This window comes from Candidatus Methylomirabilota bacterium, assembly GCA_035764725.1.
In the GTDB taxonomy this organism is placed as follows: domain Bacteria; phylum Methylomirabilota; class Methylomirabilia; order Rokubacteriales; family CSP1-6; genus DASRWT01.
Genome location: DASTYT010000022.1, coordinates 1 through 25534, shown reverse-complemented (window position 1 = coordinate 25534; position 25534 = coordinate 1). Strand labels below are relative to the sequence as shown.

The window sequence follows — 25534 nt, the reverse complement described above, 5'->3', positions numbered from 1 at the left end:
GTATAGCAGGGCGGCGGCGCGTCGGCTTGTGGGCCCTGACGCGCGGTGTTAGACTCGCGCCATGGCGTACGTGATCAAGCGATACTCCAATCGCAAGCTCTACGATACGCAGGAGAGCCGCTACGTCACCCTGGAGGAGCTCGAGGAGCTCATCCGCGCGGGCAAGGAGATCTCGGTGGTGGACGTCTCCAGCGGCGAGGATCTGACCTCGGTGACGCTCGCTCAGATCATTCTCGAGAACGAGCGCAACCACCGTGCCGCGTTGCCCACCGCCTTCCTCCATCAGCTCATCAAGCACGGCGAAGCCTGGCAGGAGTTCTTCCAGTCCTCGATGAAGTCGAGCCTCGACGCGATCATGACGAGCCAGCGCGAGGCCGACCGCGTGTTCCGCGAGTGGGCGGTGCGCGCGGGCTGGGCGATGCCCGGGGCCAAGCCGGCGGCCGCGCCCGCTCCCGAGCGCAAGGGGGAACCCGTCGGCGAGGCGGACGCGCTCCGCGGCGAGGTGGCGGCGCTACGCGAGCAGCTCCGCGCCCTCGAAGAGCGCCTGGAGAAGCGCCGCGGCGGCTAGTCGCGCGGCGTGTAGAGCGACGGCAGCCGGTTGGCGAGCTGCGCGAAGGCCGCCTGGATCTCCTGACTGGCTTGCTCGGCGCTGACCTGCAGCCGCTCCGCGGAGCGGGTCACCGCCTGGGCATTGGTCTCGACGAGGCGGAAGACCCGCTGCGCGCCGTCGACCGATTCCTGCACGCCACGCTGATACGCGAGCGCGGGCTCGGGCGCGCCCTGCAGCTCGATCTGCCGGCGGAGGAGGAAGCTCTGGCCGTCCTTGAGCGCCTCCACCGCGGAGGACTGGAGCTCGGCATAGAGCCGCACGCCCTCCCTCGCGGCGGTCGCGGAGAAGTCGACCAGCTCACGGAGGATCTTCTGGTTGGCGTCGGCGAAGAGGGTGAACATCTCGACCGCGGCGCCGGTCATCTGGCCCAGCGCCTCGCTCGTCTCGGCTGTCGTCGTCATGATGTGACTCCTTCGTCACGAGAATGTCCGCAAGACTCAGTATAACGCGACGCGTGAAAGGCGGTCAATCATGGTGTCGCATCGCGTTAGGCCTGATCGGTGTCGTCGGAGCGGTCGTGCTCGGCGGGTGCGAGAGCGCGCCCCCGAAGCCGCCCGCGGCTACCTCGGCGGTCGCGCCGCGTGAGGCGACCGACGATGAGCGCTTCAAGGTTTCGGCGGCGCTCGCCCCGCTGCTCCGCACCTCCGGCATCTGGCGGGGGCCGGAGGATGGATGCGCGGTCGCGGTGGGGATCCTGCCGAGAAGCAACATCAACATGGGCGTCGCGCCGCACCCGGCGTGCCGGTTCAGCCTGCTCGTCACCGAGGGCGCGCTCCAGCGGCTGCCTCCGGAAGAGATGCGCGCGGCCCTCGCGCACGAGCTGGGGCACGTCGAGCTCGGACATTTCGGGGCGCGCCGGGCGCGCCGCCAGGTCGAGCGCGGCGTGATGGTGCAGCGAGGCGCGCAGGCGGCCGCCTTTCGCGCCTACGATCGAGAGGAAGAGCGCGCGGCGGACCGATGGGCTGCGCAGCTCCTGAACCGGCTGCCGGGGGACGGGACGCGCTGCCGGGCGCTGGTGGCGCTGCTTCAGCGCCTCGAGCGCGAAGGGCAACGGCCCGAGTACTTCAACTGGCTGTCCACGCATCCGAGCCCCGGAGCCCGGCTCCAGGCGCTCGCGGAGGTGTGTCCATGACGAACCGCCGCTGGATTGTCGCCTCGCTCCTGGGGCTCGCCTGTGTCCTCGCCGCCGTCCCCGCGCTCGCCCAGCGCGTGCCTCTCCCCACGCTCTTCTCGGAACGCGCGCGCTTCGCGGAGCGGACGATCACGGTTGAGGGGACGGTGGCCTTCGCGGCGCCGCTCGGCTCCGCCGCCGGCCAGCGCTTCACGCTCATCGATGGGGGCGCCACCGTGGACGTGATGGCGGTCGCCGGCTTCCCGGTCAAGGTGGGCGACCGCGTGGAGGTCGAAGGCGTCTACAAGCCCGGCCCCAATCTCATCCAGGCATTCCGGGTCACGGTCCGCTAAGATACGGCTTCATGCATCGACCGGCGGACCCGCGAGCTCCGCACTCTGGCGTGAGGAGGGGCCCATGACCCACGACACCCTGGCGAAGATGTTCTGGAACCGCGTCGAGCGCGGCGGCGATCGTCCGGCCCAGCAAGCCAAGCGCGGTGCCGCCTGGACGACGATGACGTGGAAGGAAGTCGGTCAGACCGTACGCGAGCTGGCCTCGGGGCTGCTCGCCCTCGGCCGAAAGAAGGGCGACGCGGTGGGGATTCTCTCGGCGAGCCGCGCCGAGTGGGTGCAGGCGGACTTCGCCATCTTCTCGATTGGCGCCGTGACGATTCCCATCTATCCGAGCTACCCCCCGGACCTCATCCAGTACATCGTCAACGACGCGGGCGTCCGCACCCTGTTCGTGGAGGACGCCGGCCAGCTCGCCAAGGTCCTCGAGGTGCAGGGGAAGATGGAGGGCCTTGAGCACATCATCGTGATCCAGCCCGCGGCGGGGGCGGCGCCGGGGCCCCGCGTGCAGACGTGGGACCAGCTCCGCCAGCTCGGGCGCGATCAGGCCGAGCGCGTGCGCGGGGAGCTGGAGGCGCGAATCGCGGGCGGCCGGCCCGAGGACGTGGCCACCATCGTGTATACCTCGGGGACCACCGGGCCGCCCAAGGGCGTGGTGCAGACGCACGGCAATCACATGTCGGCGCTGGAGTCGGCCGCTCAGACCACCCACATCGCCGAGGGCGACGTGCACCTGCTGTTCCTGCCCCTCGCGCATTCCTTCGCGCGACTCGAGTCCTTCATCGGCATCCACCGGGGACTCCTGACCGCGTTCGCCGAGAACATCGACAAGCTGCGCGACAACTTGCCCGAGGCCCGCCCGCACTTCATCTGCAGCGTGCCCCGGGTGTTCGAGAAGGTCTACGCGGGCGTGCTCGCCAAGGCCGACGCGGGCTCGTCGCTCAAGAAGAAGATCTTCCATTGGGCGGTGGGCGTGGGGAAGGAAGTCTCGCGGCTCAAGCAGGCGGGCAAGCCGGTGCCCGGCGGCCTCGCGGTCAAGGCGCGCATCGCCCACGCCCTCGTGTTCTCGAAGATGCACGCCGCCCTGGGCGGCCGCCTGCGCTTCGCCGTGTCGGGCGGCGCGCCGCTGTCGCGCGAGATCGCCGAGTTCTTCCACGCCGCCGGCATCCTGATCCTCGAGGGGTACGGCCTCACCGAGACGTGCCCGGTGCTCACCAACAACCGCGAGGACCGCTTCAAGTTCGGCTCGGTCGGCCTCCCGCTGCCATCCGTCGAGGTGAAGATCGCGCCGGACGGCGAGATCCTCGGTCGCGGGCGCAACATCGCCAAGGGCTACTTCAAGAAGCCGGACGCTACCGCCGAGGTGTTTCTCGCCGACGGATGGTTTGCCACCGGCGACATCGGACGCTTCGACGAGGACGGGTTCCTCTTCATCACGGATCGGAAGAAGGATCTCATCGTCACCGCGGGCGGCATGAACATCGCCCCGCAGAACATCGAGAACCTCCTCAAGGGCGACCCCTTCATCAGCCAGGTGATGGTCTACGGCGACCGCCGGCCGTATCCGATCGCGCTGATCACGCTGAACCCCGAGGAGCTCTTGAAGTTCGCCGCCGCGCAGGGGCTGCCCACCGTGGACCCGGCGGCGCTGTGCGCGCACCCGAAGGTCGTGGCGCGCGTCACGAAGATCGTGGAGGAGCGGAATGGGGAGCTGCAGTCCTACGCCAAGGTGAAGAAGTTCACCGTCCTCCCCTCCGACTTCACTGTCGAGAACGGGCTCCTCACCCCGACCCTCAAGGTGAAGCGCAAGGTCATCCGCGAGCAGTACCAGGCCGCGATCGACCAGCTCTATCGCTGAGGCGCGATGGCCGATCCCTTTCGCCTCGACGGCAAGGTGGCGATCGTGACCGGCGCCAGCCGGGGCCTGGGGCGGGCGATCGCGCTGGCCCTCGCCGAGGCGGGAGCCGACGTGGCGGTGGGCGCGCGCGCCACCACCGAGATCGAGGAGACCGCCCACCAGGTCGAGCAGCGCGGGCGGCGGGCCCTCGCGGTGCGGACCGACGTGGCGGACTATGCCCAGGTGGAGGCACTGGTTGCGCGTGCGATCGACGGGCTCGGCGGCCTCCACATCGTCGTGAACAACTCCGGCATCGCCGCCGTGCGGCCCGTCCTCGACATGCCGCCCGAGGACTTCGCCCGCGTCATCGAGGTCAACCTGGTCGGCGTGTTCCACGGCTGCCGCGCCGCCGCCGCGCGCCTCACCGGGCAGAAGGCGGGGAAGGTCATCAACATGGCCTCGGTGATGGCGGTGTCGGGGCTGGCCGGCTACACGCCCTATGCGGCGTCCAAGGGCGGAGTGATCTCGCTGACCACATGCCTCGCCGTGGAGTGGGCTCGCTACAACGTGCAGGTCAATGCGATCGCGCCCGGCTGGTTCGTCACCGACATGAATGCGGAGGCGTTCGCCGACCCCAAGATCAGCGAGCGGCTGCTGCGCGACGTGCCCATGCGGCGCACGGGTGAGCTGTCGGAGATTGGCCCGCTCGCCGTCTATCTTGCGTCCCCCGCCTCCTCCTACATGACGGGGCAGACCATCTTCCTCGACGGCGGCCACACCGCCGCCTAGGGGACGGCGTCCCACACCGCGCGCTCGGGCTCGCGCGGCGCCGCTTCGACCCGGCACTCGCGGTCGAGGATCATGGTGGCCCGCGTGGCCGCATCGTAGGCCGGCCACGCCCCGAGGCCTCCGTGGGACGGATCGCCCGTGCGCGCGAAGGCGATCCACGCGTCCTGGACGCGCGCGGCGAGCGCCTCCGCGACGGGACCCTTGCCGGCGAAGGGGCGCAGCATCGGGTGCCCCAGGGTGCCGAACACGAAGGGCAGCTCGAGGGCGTGACAGGCGCCGAGCGCGCCGCCCATGAACGGTGACGGCCAGGTGAAGAGATAGGCGTAGGTGCGCGGCTGATGCGCGCGCTGACGCTCCGCCAGGCGCATCGCGGGGTGACGCATGGTGCGGTCGGATTCGATCGCCGACCAGAGCTCCGCGGGCGCGATGGACTCGCCGCGTGCCCGCCGCGCCTCCCGGTACACGGCGATCACGTGCCCCGCCTGCGCGCCCAGGACTTCCGCCGCGCGCGCCTCGAGCCCCGCCTGATCGAGCGCGTCGCCTTCCGGGTCGAGGAAGAGGAAGAGCTTCGACTCGTCACGGTTCGTGCCCACGAGCACCGGCACACGGGCGGCGAGGCCGTCGCCGATCGCGTCCAGGGGCGGGCGGGGCAGCACGTGGCCGTCTACGACGGGTTGAAAGGGCAGGCCGCGACCGCGGAGCGCGTCGAGCGCCTCGGCCGCCCCGCCCGGCGCGCGCCCCTCCCGCCGCCGCCGGAGGTAGCCCGCCAGTCCGCGCGTGAGAGCGGCGCCGGCCGCGCCCAGCGGGCGGCGCGCGAGCGCGAGGCCCAGGAACGCCGCGCCCGCCAGACGTCGCCCGGAGGGCGACAAGTCGTGGAAGACGTGGTCAGTGCCCAGCACGCCGGCGAGGAACACGCGGCGCTGCGCCGCGAGCACGCGATCCACCGGGAGCGCGCGGACGGCGGCGGTGCCCTCGACCCCGAGCGCGTCGAGGAGGGCGTCCGCCACGGCGGCGGCGACATCGCGCGGCCACACGTAGTTGGCGGCGCCGGACTGGAGAATCGCGCGATGGAACAAGCCGGCCGCGCGCGGGGCGCCCAGAAGCGTGGCCACGCTCATCGAGCCCGCGGACTCGCCGAAGATCGCGACGTTCTCGGGATCGCCGCCGAAGGCCGCGATCTCGTCGCGTACCCACTCGAGCGCGGCGATCTGGTCGAGCAGACCCTCGTTGCCGGTGGCGGGGAGCTCGGCCCCGAGGCGCGTGGCGAGGTGCAGGAACCCGAGGGCGCCCAGCCGGTAGTTGATGGTCACCACCACGAGGTTGCCGCGGCGGGCGAGCGCGGCGCCGTCGTAGAGGAGCTGCGAGCCCGCGCCCAGCACGAAGGCGCCGCCGTGAATCCACACCATGACCGGGCGTCGCGCGTTGTCGAGGGCCGGGGTCCAGACGTTGAGGGAGAGGCAATCTTCGCCCGTGGCGCCGAGACCGAGTCGGAACAGCGGCCCCATCTCCGCGGCGTTCTGCGGGGCGGCGAGGCCGAAGGCCTGCGCCGGCCGGACGCCGGCCCACGGCGCCGGCGGCTCGGGCGGGAGGAAGCGCCGCGCCCCTTCAGGCGCCGCCGCGAAGGGCACGCCGCGGAACACGACGAGGCCGCCCTCGTCCCGTCCCTCGAGCCGGCCCCGGCGCGTCGTGGCGATGGTGTGCATGCTCCTGCCACTCTACCGCGCCGACCCTCGCCGGCCGGTGGCTTCGGCGGGAGCGGTGGCTTATACTGACGCCCCATGCGTGAAGACGAGGCCCGTCGATGACTCCGTCGCGGGCGACCGCGAGCACCTATCCGCACACGGTGACGCTGCGCGACGGCACGCCGGTGACGTTCCGCCTCATGACCGCGGCCGATGCCGGGCGCATCGGCACGTTCGCGCGCAGCCTCCCGGAGGACGATCTGCTGTTCCTCAGGATGGACATCACCGATCCCGGGGCGGTGGCGCTGTGGGTGCGGAACCTCGAGGCGGGCCTCGCCACCACCGTGATCGCCGAGGTCAACGGAGAGACCGCCGGCTACGCCTCGCTGGTGCAGAACCGCGTGGCGTGGCAGCGGCACCTCGGCGAGATCCGCACCCAGGTGGGGCCGGCGCATCGCTCGCGCGGGCTCGGCCGGGCGCTCGCCGGCGAGATCTTCTCCATCGGCCGGGAGCGGGGGCTGCGCAAGATCGTGGCGCAGATGACCACGGATCAGAAGGGCGCCATCGCGACCTTCGAGCGCCTGGGCTTCAAGCCGGAGGCGCTGCTCCAGGATTTCGTGGTGGATCATGCGGGACGCACTCGCGATCTCGTCGTCATGGCCTATGACGTCACCGGGCTGACCGAGTTCGTCGAGTAGCGGCACAGGAGGTCCCCATGGCGAACCCCGACACACCCTCCGGCAAGCATCCGCCCGGCATGAGCCCCGACGAGCTCCGGGAGGCGTGGGAGACCGGCTCCCGCTCCCTCCTCGAGGGCTTCCGCCAGGCCCAGGAGTTCTGGAACAATGCCGCACGGAGCTGGGGCGAGGTGGCGGGCGCGTGGACGGCGCAGCTCCCGCGGCCGGCGCCCGGCCTCGCTGACGGTGGGGCCGCCTTGCGCGAGCTGCACGAGGCGGCGCTCGCCGCCGGCGTGGCGTGGATGCGCCTGCCCCTCACGCTCGCCAGCGGCGCCTCGCCGAGCGAGCTGTCCGACGCCATCGCGCGCCTCACCCAGGCACAGGGGAAGGCGTACAAGCTCTGGATGGACGCGCTCGCGCGCGCCGCCGAGACTCTGCGCCCGGGCGGCGGCGCGCGGACCTGATCGCGCACGCAATGGCCCCCCGGCAGGTCCGCGGCACCACCGTCGTCATCACCGGCGCCACCAGCGGCATCGGTCGCGAGACGGCCCGCGAGTTCGCCCGCGCCGGCGCGCGGGTGGTCGCGGCGGGGCGGCGGGAGGACCGCCTGGGCGAGCTGGTGGCCGAGATCGAGGGGCAGGGTGGCGCGGCCCTCGCGGTGCGCACCGACGTGGCTGATCCCGTCCAGGTCGCGCAGCTCATCGAGCGCGCCATTGAGCGGTTCGGCAGCGTGGATACACTCGTGAACAATGCCGGGATGGGCCTGGCGGCGCGGTTCGAAGAGCAGTCCCTCGAGGAGTTCCGCCGGGTGATGGACGTCAACTTCTGGGGCGCGGTCTACGCGTGCAAGGCGGCGGTGCCGCGCATGCGCGCGCAGGCCGGGGGCGGGCTCATCATCAATATTGCCTCCATCATGGGCAAGCGAGGCCTGCCGTACGAGACGGCGTACTGCGCCAGCAAGTTCGCCATGGCCGGTTTCTCCGAGGCGCTGCGTACCGAGGTGATGGCGCAGGGCATCGACGTGAGCACGATCTTCCCGGGCGCCATCGAGTCCGAGATCTGGGAGACGACCAACAACCGCACCGGGCTCGATCTCGCGAGCCTCCTGCCGAAGTTCCCGGCGCGCGAGCTGGCCCGCATCATCGTGGACGACGCGCGGCTGCCCCAGCCCGAGATCGTGATGGCGCTCGACGCCCAGGTGGTGGGACTGCTCAACACGGTGGCGCCGGGGCTCATGGACTTCGTGCTGGGCCAGAGCGTGCCGTTCCTCGAGGGCTTCCAGAAGGGCGCGGCGAGCGGCGCGCCCCCCGCCGGGCCGGCGCGGAGCGCCTGAGCGCCATGGCCAAGAAGAATCTCCTCGACCCGATCCCGCATCCGCCGCGCACGTTCGTGCTGGGCAATCTGCTGTCGCTCACCACCACCACGCCGGTGCAGGACATGATGAAGCTCGCCCGCGAGTACGGATCCATCTACTGGCTCGACATGCTGGGCAAGCCGGTGGTGATCGTGTCCGGCTTCGAGCTGGTCGACGAGCTCTGCGACGAGGCCCGCTTCGACAAGAGCGTACGGGGCGCCCTCCGCCGCCTCCGCTCCTTCGCGGGCGACGGGCTTTTCACCGCCTACACCCAGGAGCCCAACTGGGCCAAGGCCCACAACATCCTCCTGCCGAGCTTCGCCCAGCGCGCGATGCAGGGTTATCACCCGATGATGCTCGACATCGCCGAGCAGCTCGTCCTCAAGTGGGACCGCCTCAACGCCGACGACGAGATCGATGTCACGCACGACATGACGTCGCTCACGCTGGACACCATCGGACTCTGCGGCTTCGGCTACCGCTTCAACTCGTTCTACCGGGAGTCGCCGCACCCCTTCGTGGGGGCGATGATCGGCGCCCTCGGCGCGTCCATGGAGACGCGCGGGCTGCCCCTGGAGAGCGTGATCAAGAAGGACCGCGAGCGGAAGCTGCGCGCGGACATCCGCTACATGAACGAGATGGTGGACCGCATCGTGCGCGAGCGCCGGGAGAGCGGAGACGACGTGCACGACAAGCCCGACCTCCTGAGCCATATGCTCTCGGGGGTAGACCGGAAGTCGGGCGAGCGGCTGGACGATCTCAACATTCGCTACCAGGTCATCACGTTCCTCATCGCGGGACACGAGACCACGAGTGGGCTCCTGTCGTTCGCCATCTACTATCTCCTCAACAACCCCGAGGTGCTCGCGCGGGCCTACGCCGAGGTGGACCGCGTGCTCGGTCCCGATCCGGCGACGCTGCCTACGTATCAGCAGGTGAACCAGCTCACCTACATCGAGCAGGTGCTGAAAGAGGCCCTCCGCCTCTGGCCCACCGCGCCGGTGTTCGCACTGTCGCCGTACAAGGACGAGCTGATCGGCGGCCAGTACCGGATGCGCAAGAACTACCAAATCGTGGTGCTGAGCCCGATGCTCCACCGCGACCGCAAGGTCTGGGGCGACCAGGCGGATGTGTTCAACCCGGATCATTTCAGCCGCGAAGCCGAGCGCGGCCGTCCCGCCAACGCCTACAAGCCCTTCGGGAACGGGCAGCGCGCGTGCATCGGACGCCAGTTCGCCCTGCAGGAAGCCGCGCTGGTCCTCGGCATGGTCCTGCACCGCTTCAAGCTCATCGACCACACGCGCTACCGGCTCGCCCTCAAGGAGACGCTCACCGTCAAGCCCGACGGCTTCCGCATCAAGGTCCGGCGCCGCACCGCGCGCGACCGGGCGACGGGGGACCGCGCGGCGGCCGCGGTGGCGACCTCCCCACACGCGGCGGCGCCGGCGGGCGCGACGGCGCCCGCGCGCGCGCCGCGGCCGGGTCACGGCACCCCGCTGCTCGTGCTCTACGGCTCGAACCTCGGCACCGCCGAGGAGGTGGCGCGGCGCCTCGCCGAGGCCGGCACGGATCACGGCTTCACGGTGACGGTGGGCATGCTCGACGAGTACACGGGCCGGCTGCCCAGCGCGGGCGCGGTGCTGATCACCAGCGCCTCGTACAACGGGACGCCGCCCGACAATGCCGGCCGCTTCTGCGACTGGCTGCGCGACGGTCGCCTCCCCCCGGGGGCGCTCGCGGGCGTGCGCTACGCGGTATTCGGCTGCGGCAATCGCGACTGGGCGGCGACGTTCCAGGCGGTGCCGCGGCTCATCGACGCCCGGCTGGAGGCCCTTGGCGCCCAGCGCATCGCGCCGCGCGGCGAGGGGGACGCGCGCGACGATTTCGATGCGCAGCTCGCGACGTGGGAGCAGTCGACGTGGGGCAATGTCGCCGCCGCCCTCGGGGTCGAGCTGGCGCCGGCATCCACCGCGGACGTGTCCCATCTCGCCGTCGAGGTGGTGGCGGGCCCGGACGCCGGCGCGCGTGAGGACGGCCACGGCGCCCGGCCCATGCGCGTCGCCGTGAATCGCGAGCTGCACACCAAGACCGGCCCCTTCGCCTCGGAGCGCTCGACCCGGCACCTCGAGATCGAGCTGCCCGCGGGGGTCGTGTACCGGGCCGGGGATCACCTGGGCGTGGCGCCGCGCAACCCGGACGCGCTGGTGGCGCGGGTGGCCGCCCGCTTCGGTCTCGACCGCGGGAGCCACCTCCTGCTCCGGCGCGACGGGGGCCGCGCGGGGTTCTTGCCCGTCGGCGCGCCCATCGCCCTCGCCCGGCTGCTCGGCGAGTTCGTGGAGCTCCAGGACGTCGCGTCGCGCCGGCACATCGAGACCATGGTCGAGCACACGGAATGCCCGTGGACGCGGCCCCGCCTCGCCACGCTGGCCGCAGACGACGCCCGGTACCGGGACGAGGTGGCGGCCCGGCGCAAGTCGGTGCTCGACCTGCTCGAGGAGTACCCGGCCTGTCAGCTCCCGTTCAACGTCTATCTGGAGCTGCTCCCGCCGCTCCGGCCGCGCTACTACTCGATCTCGTCGTCACCCCTGCAGGACGCGCGCCGGTGCAGCATCACGGTGGCCGTGGTCGCGGGCGAGGCGCGCTCGGGACGGGGTCGCTTCGAGGGCGTGTGCTCGAACCATCTCCTGCGCCACGGCGGGGGCAGCGTGGTGCAGGCGTTCGTCAAGGACACCCGCTCGGCGTTCCGTCTGCCGGAGGATCCGGCCACGCCCATCATCATGGTCGGGCCCGGCACGGGTCTGGCGCCCTTCCGCGGGTTCCTCCAGGAGCGAGCGGCCCTCGCCGCGCAGGGGCGCGCCGTCGGCCCCGCGCTGCTCTTCTCCGGCTGCCGCCATCCCGAGCAGGACTTCATCTACGAGGGCGAGCTGCGCGACTTCGCCGAGCGCGGGGTGGTGACGCTCCATCCGTGTTTTTCACGCGTGCCGGAGCGACCCCGCGTCTACGTCCAGGACGAGGTCCTCACGCGGCAGGACGCGGTGTGGGGGCTGCTCGAGCGGGGAGCGGTAGTCTACGTCTGCGGCGACGCCGCCCGCATGGCGCCGGATGTCCGGCGCGCGTTTGTGGCGGTCCACCGCGCCAAGAGGGGCGGAAGCGATGCGCAGGCGGAGGCGTGGATCGACGGCCTGATCCGCGCCAACCGTTACCTGATCGACGTCTGGGCGTCGAGCTGAGCCTGGCGGCCTCGGCCGGGGCTACTGGCTCTTGGTCTTACCTGGCGCTTTGGCCCCGCTCCGCCGCGTGTATTCCTGCAGCGAGAAGTCGGTGCGGTAGATCATCGACGAGTTCTCAAGGTCGCGGCCGTAGGTCTGGACCTCGAGGGTGGCATTCCCTCGGCGCCACGTGTAGATCCGGTTCTCGTACGCGGCGCCGCTGAGATTCTGCATGGTCTCGGTCTCGACCGCCGCCTTGCCGTACTCCTTGGTCAGGGCGGTGACCACGTCCACGAAGTACTTCGCATCGAGCGTGACCGAGATCATCTCGAGCTTGCCGGAGTAGAAGTAGAGGAAGAGGCGCTTGACCGGCGCCCCCGCCACAGTCTCGCTCTGGCCGGGCCGGAGCCGGCAGAGCTTGTCCGCCGCCGGGCTTTGCGGATCCGCGCACGCGAACCGTGACGACGCTTCGACCGAGGCCTGGTCCGAGCCGAGGACGAGCCCGTTGAGCTCGAACGGCGCCTCCTGCGCGCCGGCCGGCGCCGCGAGTAGCACGAGCAATCCCAGGACGGCGAGTCTCATGGAATCCCCTCGGCCCCCATTCTAGCCCACGCGCCACTCACAGCAGGTGGAGGAGCAGGTGGATCGCGTAGAGCGCGCCGCCGGCCAGGCCACCGACCACGGTGCCGTTCACTCGGATGTACTGAAGATCATCCCCGGCATGCTCCTCGATGAGCCGCACCGCGCCCTCGGGGCCCAGGGCGTGAACGCCCCGCTCGATGAAGGCGGCGATGCGATCGTGGTAGCGCTCGATCACCTCGATGGCGCGGGTCTTGATCCAGCGATCGAGGCTCTGGCGCAGCTCGGCGTCGGTGGCGAGCTCCCGCCGCAGCTCCTCGAGGCGCGCGCCGATCCACGCGACCGCCTCCGAGCGCTCGCTGGACAGATCGGCCACCAGCGCCCGACGCAGGGCCTCTGCCGCGTCCTCGATCAGACGGCTCACTTCGGCGCTCGCGATGAGCTCGGTCTTTGCCGCCTCGACCCTGGCGGCCAGGCCTGGATCGGTGCGCAGCCGCGCCGGCAAGCCGGCGATCAGGTCCGCGAGCTGGCGTCGCAGCGGGTCGTCGGGATCGGCGGCAATTTTCCGCACCGCCCCGTGGAGCGCCCCCACGAGCCGGTTGCGGTCGATGAGACCGAACGCGTCCGCGAGCCCCAGGAGGAGACGTGGGTAGGTGCCCATCTTCTCCCGGTAGCTCAGGAGCACCTCGTCGACCAGGTCGGCCACGGCGGTGCGGACGTCGGGCCGGTCCAGCGCGTCCGCGAGCGCCGTGGCGAGGGCCTCGATCGCGCGCTGATCCCAGCCCTGACGGCGCGCGATCTCGATGGCGCGCGCGAGGAGGGGCGCAACGGGCTGGCCGAGCAGCAGCCGACGAGTCCACGCGACGACGTCCGCGGTGGCGGCGGGGGAGAGCTGCTCGGCGAGCCAGCGGGCCACCCGGTGGAGACCCGCCTCGAGGTCGGCCGGCTTCACGCGTTCCGCCGCGCGGGCGAGCAGCTCCGCGAGATCGAAGCGGGCCACCTCGTGGGTCACGTACTCCTTGGTGAGGACGCGATCGCCGACCATGCTGCCGACTCGCGCCGCCATCAGCTCCCAGTTCGCCGGGATCAGCGCGGTGTGGGGAATGGGGAGGCCGAGCGGACGCCGGAAGATCGCCGTCACGGCGAACCAGTCGGCCAGGCCACCCACGATCCCCGCCTCCGCGATCGCGAGGATCCAGCCCCCCCACCAGGCGCCCCGCAGCGGGAACGCGGCGATGGCCAAGGCGACCGCGACGAGCAGGACGATGAGGGCCAGGCGTCGCTGCCTGCGGGGCCGAAAGACGGCGGAAGTCGTGGTGGTTTGACTCACGTTATCAACAATATAAGGGAGATTTACGCCATGCGTTAAATTTCGCTTGACGTCATAACGCAGTGTGTTATCTTCGCCGTGTCGCGAGGGACCGACCGGGTCCACACCATAACAGCCGGCGAGGCCGGAGAAGAGAAGGAGACGCATCATGCAGACCAGCACCCTCAGAGAGAAGATCCTGGACGCCGTGTCCGCCTACGCCCAGGCCAACGAGCGCGTGATCGGCGAGCTCGTGGAGCTGGGCTCCTCGACGGCCCGCGAGGGCATCAAGACCTACGTCGAGCTCCAGGCCGCGGCCATCGAAGCCGCCCGCGAGCTCAGCCTCCCCGCCGCGCCGCCCGCCGACATGATCGAGGAGGCGCGCCGCGACCCGATGGCGTGGTACCGCAAGGGCCTGCAGGCGGTGGCCGACGGCACTCAGCGCGCCACCAAGCTCGTGGAGACGAACGCCCAGATCATCGCCCGCAACGCCGAGCGGTTCCAGGCGTCGGCAGAGCGCACCGTGAAGGAGATCGAGGGCGCGGGCAATACCTACGTCAACCGGATGCGGGAGATCTACACCCGCTAGGCCCGACCGAGGGAAGGGGTCACTGGCGTCGCTGCCGCGCGGCTCTCGGGCGGTGCCTCGCCACTGGCCCCTTCTCGTCGTCCGGCGGTGTCAACGAGCTCGGCGAAGGATGCCTTGAGGCATTCGACGTAGAGCCAGACGTCGGGCACCAGCTTCGGATCCGTGGTCACCCCGATGGTGAGCCGCTGGTCGTAGGTGAGGATCGCGTTACAGAGCCCCACGTCGCCCGCCAGGGGGAGCAGGGGATACCAGCCGATGAGACGCCGGCCCGCGAGGAAGAGGGGAATCTGCGGCCCGGGCACATTGGTCGAGACGGTGTTGAGCAGGGTGTTGGGCACCGTGAGCTGTCCGGCGATCGCGGCCAGGGCGGGCGGCACTTGCTGGAGCAGGTTGGTCATCTCGTAGAGGCCGCCCGCCTGGTCCTGGTTCTTCAACCGCTCCATCGACTCGCGCTCGGCGGCGAGCCGCGCGACCGGGTCCAGAATGCCCACGTGCAGCGGAGCGAAGATCATCGAGACCAGGTTCCCGAGCGCGCCGCGCTGATCGGGGCGCCGCATGCTCACCGGGCACATGGCCCGGAGCTCAACGCCTTCGGTCGGCAGGCCCAGCGCCCGGAGGTAACGCCCGAGCCCGCCCGCGATCACCGCCAGCACCACGTCGTTCACGGTGCCGCCCAGCACCGACTTCACGCGGCGGAACTCGCCGAACGAGAACTCGGCCCAGCCAAAGCGGCGCTCCCCGCCGATCGACCCGTTGAAGGGCACCTTGGGCGCGGGCCGCAGCACGTTCGGCGCGGACGACGTGAGCGCGCTGGCGAGCTGGCGCACCCGCGCGTCGACATCCGTGGGGCGGAGCAGCCGGAAGGCCTCGTCGGTGGCGACGCGCGCCATCTCGGTGAGGCGGTCGCGCACCGAATCCTGCAGGAGCGTGAGAGGGTCGGGCACCGGCTGGGGTTGCCACGCCGCCGAGGGGGGCTCGGGCGGCGCGGCGTCCGGCTTGAGATCGTGCAGCACCATCGTGAGGTCCACGCCGGACACGCCGTCGATCATGGCGTGATGCACCTTCCAGATCACCGCGGTGTTCCCGTCGGCCCGGCCGTTCACGACGATGAGCTTCCAGAGGGGATGATCCCGGTCGAGCATGCCGGCGAAGGCGCGGCCGCCCGCCTCCGACAGCGCATGGTCGTCGCCCGGCGCGGGGAGCGTGATCTCGGCGGCGTGGTGGCGAATGTGGAAGGCCGAGTCGTCCTCCCAGGTGGGATGCGCGATGCCGAACGGCGGGAAGACGACCTTCTGCCGGTAGCGCGGGAGGAGATGGAGACGCGCCTCGAGCGACGCGATCAGCGTGTCGAGCGTGAGGCGCCCCTCGTAGACCATGCAGCCACCCACGTGCATGGGCAGCGTGGGCTTCTCGGTATAGAGGAACGTGGCGTCGACGGAAGTGAGACGACGATTGAGCTCGCGCGCGGACACCGCGCCGACCCTAGCTGCGCGACCCGGACGCGGAGACGTCCTGGCCCAGAGCCGCGGGGTGCGCGGCCAGATGCGCGGCCAGGATGCGGTACACGGCGGGATTCACCACGAGCCCGATGTGGGTGCCCGCCACCTCGAAGTCGGTGGCCGGGTCGCCGTTGATGCAGGAGCGCCAGTCCACGATGCCGTCGGAGCGGCTGTACACCGCGATCTGCGGCACCGTGTCCGGGAACGACGTGAGAAGCCCTCCCACCGCCGGGCAGCCACAGAAGCCGGTGTAGCACTGGGGCCGATCCCAGCGCCCGCGCTGCACGCGGTCGCGTACCCGGTCCGACGCGAAGAGCACGAGCGGATGGCCCCGGACGCCGCGGAAGGGCGAGCCCAGCGTGGTGACCGAGGCGACGAGGTCGGGCCGGCGCGTGGCGGCCGAGCGCGCGAGCATGCCCCCGAGGCTGTGGCCGACGAGGTGCACCGGCCGACCGGTGGCGGTGCGCGCCGCCTCGATGGTGCCGAACAGGCGGTCGGCGATCACGTCGAGGCATTCCGCATTGCGGCCGACCCGGGAGAGCTCGGCGCGGTAGCCGATGCGGGTCAGCCATCCCGCGATCTCGAAGAGGTACCAGTCGCTGGCGAGGAAGCCCGGGATCAGCACCACCGCGGCGCCGTCGCCGCGCGGCACGCCGCAGCCGTAGAAGACGGGGGAGGTGCGGAGCGAGAGCCAGTCGAGGCCCACCAGGGCCTCCCGCCAGATCGGCACCGGCGCCGGCTGCTGGTCCCTCACGAAGGGCGAGGACGCGGACGTCGTCATGCGCGCGAATGCGATCGCATCCGTCGCCAATGTAACACGAAGTCTTCTGCTACGATACGCGCCATGCGCGCCGCCGTCCTCCACGGACCTCGTGATCTCCGCGTGCAGGCGGTGCGGGATCTCGTCCCCGGCTCCGGCGAGGTCGTGGTGCGGGTGGTCGCGGTCGGCCTCTGCGGCACCGACTACCGGATCTGGACGGGCGAGCGGCGCGTCGCCTACCCGCTGGTGATGGGCCACGAGTTCATCGGCCATGTCCTCGCGGTGGGGGCCGGTGTGGACAACGTGCGGGTCGGGGAGAAGGTCGCCGTCGAGCCGAACTATTCCTGCGGCGTGTGCGCCCTCTGCCGGGAGGGCAATCGCAATCTCTGTCTCTCACGAACGGCGGTGGGCATCGACGTGGACGGCGGCCTTGCCGAGCAGGCGCGCCTGCCTGCCCGGGTGTGCTGGCCGGCGCCGCGCGACCTGTCCGACGATCAGCTCCTGCTGGCGGAGCCGCTGGCCGTGGTGACGCGCGCGACCGGGCGCGCCGCGCCGCGGGCCGGAGAGACGGCGGCGGTGCTGGGTGTGGGCACGCTCGGGCTGCTCGCGGTGCAGGTGCTGAAGGCCCGCGGGCTCTCCGTGCTCGCGGTGGGCCGCACCGAGGCGAGGCTCGACGTCGCCCGCGCGCTGGGCGCCGATGCCGTGGCCGCCGCGAGCGCCCCCGCGCAAGATACCGCGCCGCTGGCCGCGGCCCGCGCGCTGTCCGGTCGCGAGGGCGTCGACATCGTCATCGAGACCGCGGGCACGCCCGAGGCGGTGGCCCGGGCCATCGAGCTCGCGCGGCCCGGCGGGCGCGTGGTCCTCACCGGCCTGCCGCATGGGCCCTCATCGGTCGAGTTTTTCTGGGTCGTGCGCCGGGAGCTGAGCCTCTTCGGCTCGATGATCTATCAGGCCGAGTTTCCCGAGGCGATCCGGCTGCTCGCGGACGGCAAGGTTCGCACGGAGCGCCTGCTCACGCATCGCTTCCCCCTCGACGCCGCGCCGAAGGCCTTCCAGGCCCATCGCGCGCCCGAGTCGATCAAGGTCGCCGTCATTCCCTGACGGCGCGCCACGGAGACATTCGCCATGCCCCATGCCACGCTCAACGGTGCTCGCCTCCACTATGAGGTCTCCGGGCAGGGGGACCCCGTGCTGCTGATCAGCGGCCTGGGTGGCGCCGCGGTGGGTTGGCTCCTGCAGGTGAAGGATCTCTCCGCGCGCTATCAGGTGATCACGCTCGACAACCGCGGCGTGGGGGAGTCGGAGGTCCCCGATCTTCCGTCGTACCCGACCGCGCTGCTCGCCGATGATGCGGCGGCGCTGCTCGATCACCTCGGCATGGCGCGGGCTCACGTGGTCGGCGCGTCCATGGGCGGCACCATCGCCATGGAGCTCGCGATCCGGAACCCGAAGAAGGTGCGGAGCCTGTCCATCTGCTGCAGCTGGGCGCGGGGCGACGGCCGCTTCATCCAGACCATTCGCTCGTGGATGGCCCTGGCCCCGCACCTCTCCATCGAGGACCGCTTCCGGTATGTGCTGTTCCCGTGGATCTACTCGCCCGCGTTCCTCGCCGACGAGGCGGCGATGGCGGAGGCCCTCAAGCGGGCCCTCGCCTATCCGCACCCCACGCGGCCCGAGGGCCTGATACGCCAGGGCGAGGGGCTCATCGCCTGGAACGGGACGCGCATCAAGGAGATCAAGCGCATCAAGGCGCCGACGCAGGTGCTCGTGGGCAAGGACGACATCCTCACGCCCCCGCTCTTCTCGCGCGAGCTGGCCGAGCTGATCCCGAATGCGCGCCTGCGCCTGCTTCCCGGCGGCCATGGCTTCTTCATCGAGGAGGCGCCGCGCGTCAACGGCGCGCTGCTGGAGTTCCTCAAGAGCGCGAAGCGCTGAATGGCGGGCCGGCTCGACGGCAAGACCGCCATCGTCACCGGCTCGACCAAGGGGATCGGGCTCGAGATCGCCCGCGCGTTCGTGCGCGAGGGCGCCCGCGTGATCGTGAACTCGCGCAGCGCCGAGGACTGCGCGCGCGAGGCTCGCGCGCTCGGGCCCGCCGCGCATCCCATCGCGGCCGATCTCACGCGCGCCGACGAGGTGCGGCGGCTCGCGCGCGAGAGCGCCGAGCGCTTCGGGGCCGCCCCCGACGTGCTCGTGAACAATGCCGGGCAGCCGCGGGTGGCGCCGTCGGAGTCACTGGCCGAGGCGGACTACCGGCAGACGCTCGAGCTCAACCTGACCGCCTACTTCATCCTGAGCCAGGAAGTGGGGCGCGGCATGCTGGCCCGCGGCAGCGGCGCCATCGTCAACGTGAGCAGCATGTTCGGCAGCGTCGCGGCGCCGAAGCGGCTCGCCTACTGCGTGTCCAAGGCCGCGGTGGACATGATGACCAAGGTGCTGGCGATCGAGTGGGCCGGGCGGGGGGTACGCGTCAATGCCGTGTCCCCGGGCTATGTCGAGACCGAGTTCACGCGCGGCGTCGCGGCTCGGGGCCAGATCGACTTCGGCGAGCTGGCGCGACGCACCCCGATGGGGCGGCTGGGCACGGTGGAGGACATCGCGGAGGCGGCGATTTTCCTGGCCGGCCCGGGCGCGTCCTTCATCACCGGGCAGATCCTGACGGTGGACGGCGGCTGGTCGTCCTACGGCTATCTGTGAGTGACAGCCTCGAGGTGTAAACACTAAGATACGGGGAGGCGTCAGACGGAGAAGACGCCGACCATGCGACCCCTCGAGCCGCGCCGCGCGTACGCCGTCCTGGCCCCCGGGCTCCTGGCCCTGGCGCTCCTCTCCGGCTGCTCGTCCCGCCCTCCCGCCGGCGCCGGGGGCCACGCCCCTCCGGCGCCTCGCGCGCGGATCGTGGAGCCGCCCCCGCGCTATCGGGTGACGCTGGCGGCCTCGACGCTTCGGGAAGACCAGCGGATCCTCCACGTCCTCAATCGCCTCGGCTATGGCCCGCGGCCCGGCGATCTCGAGCGCGTCCGGCAGATGGGCGTCGAGCGGTGGATCGAGCGCCAGCTCGAGCCGGAGCGCATCCCGGACACGGCGCTCGAGGCGGCGCTGGGGGATTACCCGGTGCTCGCGATGAGCGCGGCGGATCTCTACCGGGACTATCCGCCGCCGCGGCAGCAGGACGTGCAGCGCTTCCAGTCGGGCCAGATGACGCCCCAGGAGATTCGCGAGGTCTTCCCGCCCGAACGTCGCCCCGCCGTCATCAATGCGCAGCTCCAGAGCGCGAAGATGGCACGGGCTGTTCTCTCCGAGCGGCAGCTTCAGGAAGTCATGGTCGATTTCTGGTTCAATCACTTCAACGTCTACGCGCTCAAGGGCCCCGTCCGGTGGATGACCGCCGCGTACGAGCGCGAGGCCATCCGTCCCCACGCGCTGGGCCGCTTCCGCGATCTGGTGGTCGCCACCGCGCATCACCCGGCGATGCTCTACTACCTCGACAACTGGCTCAGCACCCGCGACGATCTCGTGGTGCCGGGCCGGGGACGGCGCGGGCTCAACGAGAACTACGCGCGCGAGCTCCTGGAGCTCCACACCCTGGGCGTCGACGGCGGGTACTCGCAGCAGGACGTCGTCGAGGTGGCTCGCTGCTTCACGGGATGGACGATCGAGCGGCCGCAGCAGGGCGGGGGCTACCTCTTCCGCCCCCTCGCGCATGACCGTAACGCCAAGCGCGTCCTGGGCACCACGATCCCGGCGGGCGGCGGGAAGGAGGACGGCCTGGCGGTCATCGATCTGCTGGCGCGCCATCCCTCGACCGCGCGCTTCATCGCCACCAAGCTCGTCCGCCGCTTCGTGCGCGACGATCCCCCGAAGGCGCTGGTCGACCGCGTCGCCGGTGTCTTCAGGAAGACCGACGGGGACATCCGGGCCGTCCTCGTGGCGATCTTCACCTCGCCGGAGTTCATATCGGCGGATACTTACCATGCGAAGACGAAGACGCCACTCGAGGTCGTGACGAGCGCCGTGCGCGCGCTCGACGGCCGGCTCGAGCCGCCGCCGGCGCCCGGCGCCCCCGCTCGCGTGGTGGGTGGCGGCCTCACCCTGGCGCGGCAGGTGGCGCGACTGAGCGCGCCGCTCTACGAGGCCCAACCGCCCACGGGCTACCCCGATGTCGCCGAGGCGTGGGTCAATGCCGGCGCGCTGCTGGGCCGGATGAACTACGCCCTCGCCCTGGCCGAGAACCGGCTTCCCGGCGTCCGCACCGACGTGGGCCGCTTCCTGCAGGGCGTCGATCGGCGACAGCCCGCGGCGCTGCTGGACCGCATCGTGAGCGTCGTGCTGCAGGGGGAGATCTCGGCCTCGACGCGCCGGGTGCTCGTCTCGCAGCTCGACAGCCCCGAGATCGTGCGGGCCACCGCGGACGATCGGGGCCCCCGCAATACCGACGTCGAGAAGCTGGCCGCGCTCGTGCTCGGCTCACCCGAGTTCCAGAGGCGATAGCGTGGATCCCTGCACCCGCCGGGCGTTCATAAAGGGCGGCGCGCTCAGCGCGCTCGGCATCGGTCTCGACGGCATGCCGCGCTTCCTTCTCCGCGCCGCGGCGGCCCAGGGAACGGCGGCGCGGCGCAAGACGCTCATCGCCGTGTTCCAGCGCGGCGCGGTGGACGGGCTCAGCATGGTCGTGCCCCACGGCGATCCGGACTACTACGGCGCGCGGGGGGCCATCGCGATTGCGCGTCCGGCGAGCGGGCAGCCCGAGACCACCGTGGACCTCGACGGCTTCTTCGGCCTCCATCCCGCGTTGTCGCCGCTCAAGCCGCTCTGGGACGCGCGGCGCCTCGCCATCGTCCACGCGTGCGGCTCGCCCGACATCACGCGCTCGCACTTCGATGCGCAGGACTACATGGAGTCGGGAACGCCGGGGGTGAAGAGCACCGCCGACGGCTGGCTCGCCCGCGGGCTCCAGGCCACGCCGCGCGCGAGCAGCTGTCCGTTTCGCGCCGTGGCCATGGGGCCGCAGCTCCCCCGCGTGCTGCGCGGGGCGGGGGCGGTCGCGATGGGGAGCATCGCCGAGTTCGACGTGGGGGGCGCCTCGATGACCGGCGCGGTGGACGCGCGGCGCGGCTTCGAATCCATGTACGAGCAGGGGGTGCGCGATCTCCTCTACGGCACGGGGAAGGAGACCTTCGAAGCGGTCAAGATGCTGAAGGCCGCCGCGCCCCAGCGCCTGGCGCCCGCCAACGGCGCCCAGTATCCGCGCGGCCGCTTCGGTGACAGCCTGAAGCAGATCGCCCAGCTCATCCGGGCCGACGTCGGGGTGGAAGTCGCGTTCGCCGACGTGGGCGGCTGGGACACCCATGCCGGCCAAGGCAACGAGCGTGGCCAGCTCGCCAACCGCCTCGGCGACTTCGCTCAGGGCCTGGCCGCCCTCGAGCGGGACCTGGGCGACCGGATGGACGACGTCGTCGTGCTCACGATGTCGGAGTTCGGCCGGACCGTTCGCGAAAACGGCAACCGTGGGACCGACCACGGCCACGCGACGGCGATGCTGGTGCTTGGCGGTCCCGTGCGGGGCGGCGCGGTGTACGGGCGGTGGCCCGGGCTGCGGCGGGACCAGCTCTTCGAGGGCCGCGACCTCGCCGTGACCACCGATTTCCGCGCGCTCTTCGCCGAGGTCGCTCTGCGCCACCTGGGCGTCGGTCCGACCGCACCGCTCTTCCCCGGCTTCACCGTCAAGACGTCGGGGTTTCCGGGAGTCCTCGTGTAGACTCGCGCGCATGTGGTTCGCCCTGGCGCTCGTCGCCGCACTCTGTCAGGTGCTGCGCAACACGGTGATGAAGCGCCTGGGCCACAGCCTCGACGAGTACATCAACGTCTGGGGCCGCTTCACCTTCCTCCTCCCGTTCGCCGCCGCGTTCGTCTGGTGGCGCGGCGTGCCGCCGATCAAGCCGGGCTTCGTGACCGCCTGCCTCGCCTTCGCCGTCTGTCAGATCATTTCCACCATGGCCTTGTCCAAGGCGCTCAAGCTCGGGCAGATCTCGATGGTGACCGCGCTGTGGAAGGTGAGCCTTCTCGTGCTGGTGGTCCTCGGGTATCTCACGCTCCGCGAGGTGCCGAGCGCGCTGGGCATCGCGGGGATTTTGATCAGCATGTCCGGCGTGTATCTGCTCAACGTGAACCGGGCCCACATCGCGTGGTGGGCGCCGCTGGCGGTGCTCTTCACCGACCGCGGCCTCCGGTACACGCTGCTCGCCGCCCTGTTCTTCGCGCCGTCGGTGGTGACGATCAAGTGGGCCATGCAGTGCTCGGACCCTTTCATGGGCACGCTGGGGGGCTACCTCGCGGCGAGCCTGCTCGTGACGCCGATCGTCCTGGTCACTTCGCGTCGGCACTTCGCCGAGGTGCCGCGCTACTGGAAGGCCTTCGTGAGCTTCGGCCTCTTCGCCGCGCTCACCACGGTGACTCAGGGCACCGCCTACCTCATGACGCTGTCCTCGTACGTGGAGGCGGTGAAGCAGGTGGAGATCCTCTTCGCCATGGGGATCGGGGTCGTCGTCTTCGGCGAGCGCCAGAAGGTCCGGGACATCGCCCCGGGCGCGCTCGTGATGCTGGCCGGCGTCGTGCTGCTCTCGCTGGCGTCGTGATCTCGGGGGGCGGCCGCTAAATCTCCGGCCGCTTGCCGTGGGCCACGCGCACCACGGTCTTGATGCCGCCCCGCACGTTCCAGTCGCCCACCACCTCGATCCAGCGCGGCCGCGCCGTCGCCACGAAGTCGTCGAGGACCCGGTTGGTCACGTCCTCGTGGAACGCGCCCTCGTTCCGGTACGCCCACATGTAGAGCTTGATGGACTTGAGCTCGACGATCGCCTGATCGGGCACGTAGCGGATGCGGAACGTGGCGAAGTCGGGCTGTCCCGTCATGGGACAGAGACAGGTGAACTCCGGGATCTCCAGCGCGATCTCGTAGTCGCGGTCGGGATGCGGGTTGGGTACTGCGTCCAGGCGCTTCGACGGCTGACTCGGCATGGTCCGAGGCTACCGCGCGGCTGCGCGGGCGGTCAAGGCGTGCTCCGGGTCGTCCACGTGGTGATGCCGATGCCGAGCGCCACCAGGAGCCCCGACAGAAGCAACGTCGGCGTGAGGGGATCGCCGGTGATCACACGGGCGATGAGAAGCCCGAAGATCGGCGTGGTGAGCGCGGGGGCCGCGAGCACGCTCGGCCGGTAGCGCTGGAGCATCCAGGTGTTCACGAGGAAGTTGAAGCCGGCCACCACCGCGCCCTGGTAGAAGAGCGAGGTCGCGAGGCTGGTGGTGTAGAGGGTGGGGACCCCGCTCTCCCACACGAAGCTCGCGACGAGGAAGCACGCGGTGCCGATGGCGGACTGGCCGATGAGGAGCTTCACGGGGTCGAGCTTCTGGACGGCCCGCGCCATGTAGACAATGCGCTCGCCGAGCAGCAGCGCGCTCGCCGACACCACGAGGTCCCCCAGGAGGGTGCCGCCCTCGAGCGAGAAGTCGCGGCCGAACAGCAGCACGATGCCCGCGTAGGCGACGAGCACTCCGCCGAGCTTGCCGAGGGTGAGGCGATCGCCCGGGAGGAAGAAGTGGGCGAGCAGCACGCTGTGCACCGCGTAGGTGTTGAGGAGCACGGTGCTGTGAGCGGCCGAGGTCATCGCGATCCCGTAGTTCATGAGGCCGATCTGCACGCAGAAGAGGAGCCCCAAGGACCACATCGTGCGCCACTCCGCGGGTCGGAAGCGGAGGACGCCGGCACGCTTCGTCCAGAACGCCCATCCGAGGATCACGAGGCCGCCGATGAGGAACCGCATCCACGCCAAGCGCAGTGGTGGTGCGTCCGCGAGCGCGACCTTCACGGCGATCGGGTTGCCGCCCCAGAGCGCGGCGAGGAACAGCGAGATGAGCGCGCCCCTGGCGTCGAGGGAGCGGAGGGACGTCACGGGGCGGCATGGTAGCATGGGTCCTCATGAAGATCGGGCTCATCGGGCTTCCCAAGAGCGGCAAGACCTCGCTCTTCAATCTCCTCACCGGTCAGAGCGTGCCGACGTCGTCGTTCGGGGCGAGCCGCGAGCTGCATGTGGGCATCGCGCGCGTGCCCGATCCGCGCGTGGATCGTCTCACCACGCTGTTCAAGCCGAAGAAGACGACGCTGGCGTCGTTCGAGGTGGTGGATCTGGCGGGCATCACCAAGGGCGAGCGGCAAGGACTGGACGCGAAGGAGTTCCGGAACGCGGACGCGCTCCTCCACGTGGTCCGCGCGTTTCCCGACGCGGGCGGCGCGGCGGCCGCGCCGCGAAGCGACATCGCGGATCTGGAGACCGAGCTGATCCTCGCGGATCTGGAGGTGGTGGAGCGGCGGCTGGAGCGCCTGGAGGCGTCGCTCAAGAAGAAGCCGAACCCGCTCGAGCAGAAGGAGCAGGCGGTGCTGCAGCGGCTCAAGCCCGCGCTGGAGGCGGAGACGCCGCTCCGCGCGGTCCCGCTCGCCGAGGACGAGGCCCGGCTCATTCGCGGCTTCACGTTCCTCTCGCAGAAGCCCATCCTCCACTGCCTGAACCTCGACGAGAAGGAGGTCGCGCGGGGCGCGTCCCTCGTGGAGAGCTTCGGGCTCGCCGCGCTGGACGGCCGGCCGGGCACGCGCTTCGGCTGGGTGTCCGCGGTGATCGAGGCGGAGGTGGCGCAGCTCGCCGGCGAGGAGCAGGCGGCCTTCCTCGCCGACCTCGGCCTCAAGGAGCCCGCGCTCCGGCGGGTGCTGACCGACTGCTACGCCCTGCTCGGGCTCATCTCCTTCTTCACGGTGGGCGAGGACGAGGTGCGCGCCTGGTCGGTGCCGCGCGGCACGCGAGCGCAGGACGCGGCGGCCGCCATCCACTCCGATATCGCCCGCGGTTTCATCCGCGCGGAGGTGGTGGGCTACGACGAGCTGATCGCCGCCGACGGCTCGATGGCGACCGTGCGCGAGCGCGGTCAGTTCCGCCTCGAGGGCAAGGAGTACGTCGTCGCCGACGGCGAGATCTGCCACTTCCGCTTCAACGTCGCCAAATAGCCTCACGAGTCTGGCCGTGGGGTGCGGAGACAGTAACGACCGAAGCGCGTAGGGTCGGGGGCCGCGGCGGGGACCCGGTCCGAAGACCGTGGGGGTTGCCGTCGTGTCTGAGGAGCGGGTCCCC

The 25534-nt window shown here is 71.1% G+C and carries 25 protein-coding genes; 17 read left to right on the top strand and 8 right to left on the bottom strand.

The window, feature by feature from the left end:
* Window positions 1-61: 61 nt before the first annotated feature.
* A complete protein-coding gene (locus VFX14_03175; GenBank protein HEU5188670.1) occupies window positions 62-568 on the top strand; it encodes a polyhydroxyalkanoate synthesis regulator DNA-binding domain-containing protein in 507 nt (168 codons plus the stop codon).
* On the opposite strand, the gene VFX14_03170 is transcribed toward VFX14_03175, so the two are convergent.
* Window positions 565-1011: a hypothetical protein gene (locus VFX14_03170; protein ID HEU5188669.1), complete on the bottom strand. Its 447-nt coding sequence runs from the start codon at window positions 1009-1011 to the stop codon at window positions 565-567. The two genes, VFX14_03175 and VFX14_03170, sit on opposite strands and share 4 nt — an antisense overlap.
* 116 nt (window positions 1012-1127) lie before the next feature.
* Here VFX14_03170 and VFX14_03165 point away from each other — a divergent pair, with 116 nt between their 5' ends.
* From VFX14_03165 to VFX14_03150, 4 genes are all read left to right on the top strand, one after another.
* A complete protein-coding gene (locus VFX14_03165; protein ID HEU5188668.1) occupies window positions 1128-1742 on the top strand; it encodes a M48 family metalloprotease in 615 nt (204 codons plus the stop codon).
* Entirely contained in the window at window positions 1739-2074 is a 336-nt protein-coding gene (locus tag VFX14_03160; GenBank protein HEU5188667.1) for a hypothetical protein, read from the top strand. Before VFX14_03165 ends, VFX14_03160 begins: the two co-directional genes overlap by 4 nt.
* 64 nt (window positions 2075-2138) lie before the next feature.
* Window positions 2139-3932 carry a long-chain fatty acid--CoA ligase gene (locus VFX14_03155; protein HEU5188666.1) on the top strand — a complete coding sequence of 598 codons (1794 nt, stop codon included), beginning with the start codon at window positions 2139-2141 and terminating at the stop codon, window positions 3930-3932.
* Window positions 3933-3938: 6 nt separating this feature from the next.
* The gene (locus VFX14_03150) at window positions 3939-4700 is read left to right on the top strand and encodes a 3-oxoacyl-ACP reductase family protein (protein HEU5188665.1); all 762 of its coding nucleotides are present in this window, start codon (window positions 3939-3941) and stop codon (window positions 4698-4700) included.
* Here VFX14_03150 and VFX14_03145 read toward each other — a convergent pair.
* Window positions 4697-6403, bottom strand: a complete 1707-nt coding sequence (locus tag VFX14_03145) for a carboxylesterase/lipase family protein (GenBank protein ID HEU5188664.1) — start codon at window positions 6401-6403, stop codon at window positions 4697-4699. The genes VFX14_03150 and VFX14_03145 overlap by 4 nt on opposite strands.
* A 98-nt stretch (window positions 6404-6501) precedes the next feature.
* Between VFX14_03145 and VFX14_03140 the strand changes: the two genes are divergently transcribed.
* From VFX14_03140 to VFX14_03125, 4 genes are read left to right on the top strand one after another with little or no spacing between them, the layout of a single operon-like run.
* A complete protein-coding gene (locus VFX14_03140; GenBank protein ID HEU5188663.1) occupies window positions 6502-7080 on the top strand; it encodes a GNAT family N-acetyltransferase in 579 nt (192 codons plus the stop codon).
* Window positions 7081-7097: 17 nt separating this feature from the next.
* Window positions 7098-7523, top strand: coding sequence for a hypothetical protein (locus tag VFX14_03135; GenBank protein ID HEU5188662.1), 426 nt, complete (start codon window positions 7098-7100; stop codon window positions 7521-7523).
* A gap of 11 nt (window positions 7524-7534) precedes the next feature.
* On the top strand, window positions 7535-8392 hold the full coding sequence (locus VFX14_03130; protein ID HEU5188661.1) for an SDR family oxidoreductase: 858 nt from the start codon (window positions 7535-7537) through the stop codon (window positions 8390-8392).
* Window positions 8393-8397: 5 nt separating this feature from the next.
* Window positions 8398-11643: a cytochrome P450 gene (locus tag VFX14_03125; protein ID HEU5188660.1), complete on the top strand. Its 3246-nt coding sequence runs from the start codon at window positions 8398-8400 to the stop codon at window positions 11641-11643.
* A 21-nt stretch (window positions 11644-11664) separates the two neighbouring features.
* Here the strand turns inward: VFX14_03125 and VFX14_03120 are convergent, their stop codons facing one another.
* Together VFX14_03120 and VFX14_03115 are read right to left on the bottom strand one after the other, a co-directional pair.
* Window positions 11665-12204 carry a hypothetical protein gene (locus VFX14_03120; GenBank protein ID HEU5188659.1) on the bottom strand — a complete coding sequence of 180 codons (540 nt, stop codon included), beginning with the start codon at window positions 12202-12204 and terminating at the stop codon, window positions 11665-11667.
* A gap of 37 nt (window positions 12205-12241) precedes the next feature.
* The gene (locus VFX14_03115; protein HEU5188658.1) at window positions 12242-13531 is read right to left on the bottom strand and encodes a DUF445 domain-containing protein; all 1290 of its coding nucleotides are present in this window, start codon (window positions 13529-13531) and stop codon (window positions 12242-12244) included.
* Between the two features lie 148 nt (window positions 13532-13679).
* On the opposite strand from VFX14_03115, the gene VFX14_03110 reads away from it, so the two are divergent.
* Window positions 13680-14099 (top strand): hypothetical protein, encoded by a 420-nt coding sequence (locus VFX14_03110; protein ID HEU5188657.1) that lies wholly within the window; start codon window positions 13680-13682, stop codon window positions 14097-14099.
* On the opposite strand, the gene VFX14_03105 is transcribed toward VFX14_03110, so the two are convergent.
* Both VFX14_03105 and VFX14_03100 read right to left on the bottom strand, forming a co-directional pair.
* The gene (locus VFX14_03105; GenBank protein ID HEU5188656.1) at window positions 14096-15571 is read right to left on the bottom strand and encodes a wax ester/triacylglycerol synthase family O-acyltransferase; all 1476 of its coding nucleotides are present in this window, start codon (window positions 15569-15571) and stop codon (window positions 14096-14098) included. The genes VFX14_03110 and VFX14_03105 overlap by 4 nt on opposite strands.
* 10 nt (window positions 15572-15581) lie before the next feature.
* On the bottom strand, window positions 15582-16379 hold the full coding sequence (locus VFX14_03100; GenBank protein HEU5188655.1) for an alpha/beta fold hydrolase: 798 nt from the start codon (window positions 16377-16379) through the stop codon (window positions 15582-15584).
* Window positions 16380-16442: 63 nt separating this feature from the next.
* On the opposite strand from VFX14_03100, the gene VFX14_03095 reads away from it, so the two are divergent.
* From VFX14_03095 to VFX14_03070, 6 genes are all read left to right on the top strand, one after another.
* The gene (locus tag VFX14_03095; protein ID HEU5188654.1) at window positions 16443-17459 is read left to right on the top strand and encodes an alcohol dehydrogenase catalytic domain-containing protein; all 1017 of its coding nucleotides are present in this window, start codon (window positions 16443-16445) and stop codon (window positions 17457-17459) included.
* 24 nt (window positions 17460-17483) lie between these two features.
* A complete protein-coding gene (locus tag VFX14_03090; GenBank protein ID HEU5188653.1) occupies window positions 17484-18293 on the top strand; it encodes an alpha/beta hydrolase in 810 nt (269 codons plus the stop codon).
* The gene (locus VFX14_03085) at window positions 18294-19055 is read left to right on the top strand and encodes an SDR family oxidoreductase (protein ID HEU5188652.1); all 762 of its coding nucleotides are present in this window, start codon (window positions 18294-18296) and stop codon (window positions 19053-19055) included.
* Window positions 19056-19118: 63 nt separating this feature from the next.
* Window positions 19119-20849: a DUF1800 domain-containing protein gene (locus tag VFX14_03080; protein ID HEU5188651.1), complete on the top strand. Its 1731-nt coding sequence runs from the start codon at window positions 19119-19121 to the stop codon at window positions 20847-20849.
* Window position 20850: 1 nt separating this feature from the next.
* Window positions 20851-22116: a DUF1501 domain-containing protein gene (locus VFX14_03075; protein HEU5188650.1), complete on the top strand. Its 1266-nt coding sequence runs from the start codon at window positions 20851-20853 to the stop codon at window positions 22114-22116.
* A 10-nt stretch (window positions 22117-22126) separates the two neighbouring features.
* On the top strand, window positions 22127-22993 hold the full coding sequence (locus VFX14_03070; GenBank protein ID HEU5188649.1) for an EamA family transporter: 867 nt from the start codon (window positions 22127-22129) through the stop codon (window positions 22991-22993).
* Window positions 22994-23009: 16 nt separating this feature from the next.
* Here the strand turns inward: VFX14_03070 and queF are convergent, their stop codons facing one another.
* Entirely contained in the window at window positions 23010-23375 is a 366-nt protein-coding gene (queF, locus tag VFX14_03065) for a preQ(1) synthase (GenBank protein HEU5188648.1), read from the bottom strand.
* 32 nt (window positions 23376-23407) lie between these two features.
* Window positions 23408-24307 carry a DMT family transporter gene (locus VFX14_03060; GenBank protein HEU5188647.1) on the bottom strand — a complete coding sequence of 300 codons (900 nt, stop codon included), beginning with the start codon at window positions 24305-24307 and terminating at the stop codon, window positions 23408-23410.
* A 26-nt stretch (window positions 24308-24333) separates the two neighbouring features.
* Between VFX14_03060 and VFX14_03055 the strand changes: the two genes are divergently transcribed.
* Window positions 24334-25410, top strand: coding sequence for a DUF933 domain-containing protein (locus VFX14_03055; GenBank protein ID HEU5188646.1), 1077 nt, complete (start codon window positions 24334-24336; stop codon window positions 25408-25410).
* Window positions 25411-25534: the final 124 nt, after the last annotated feature.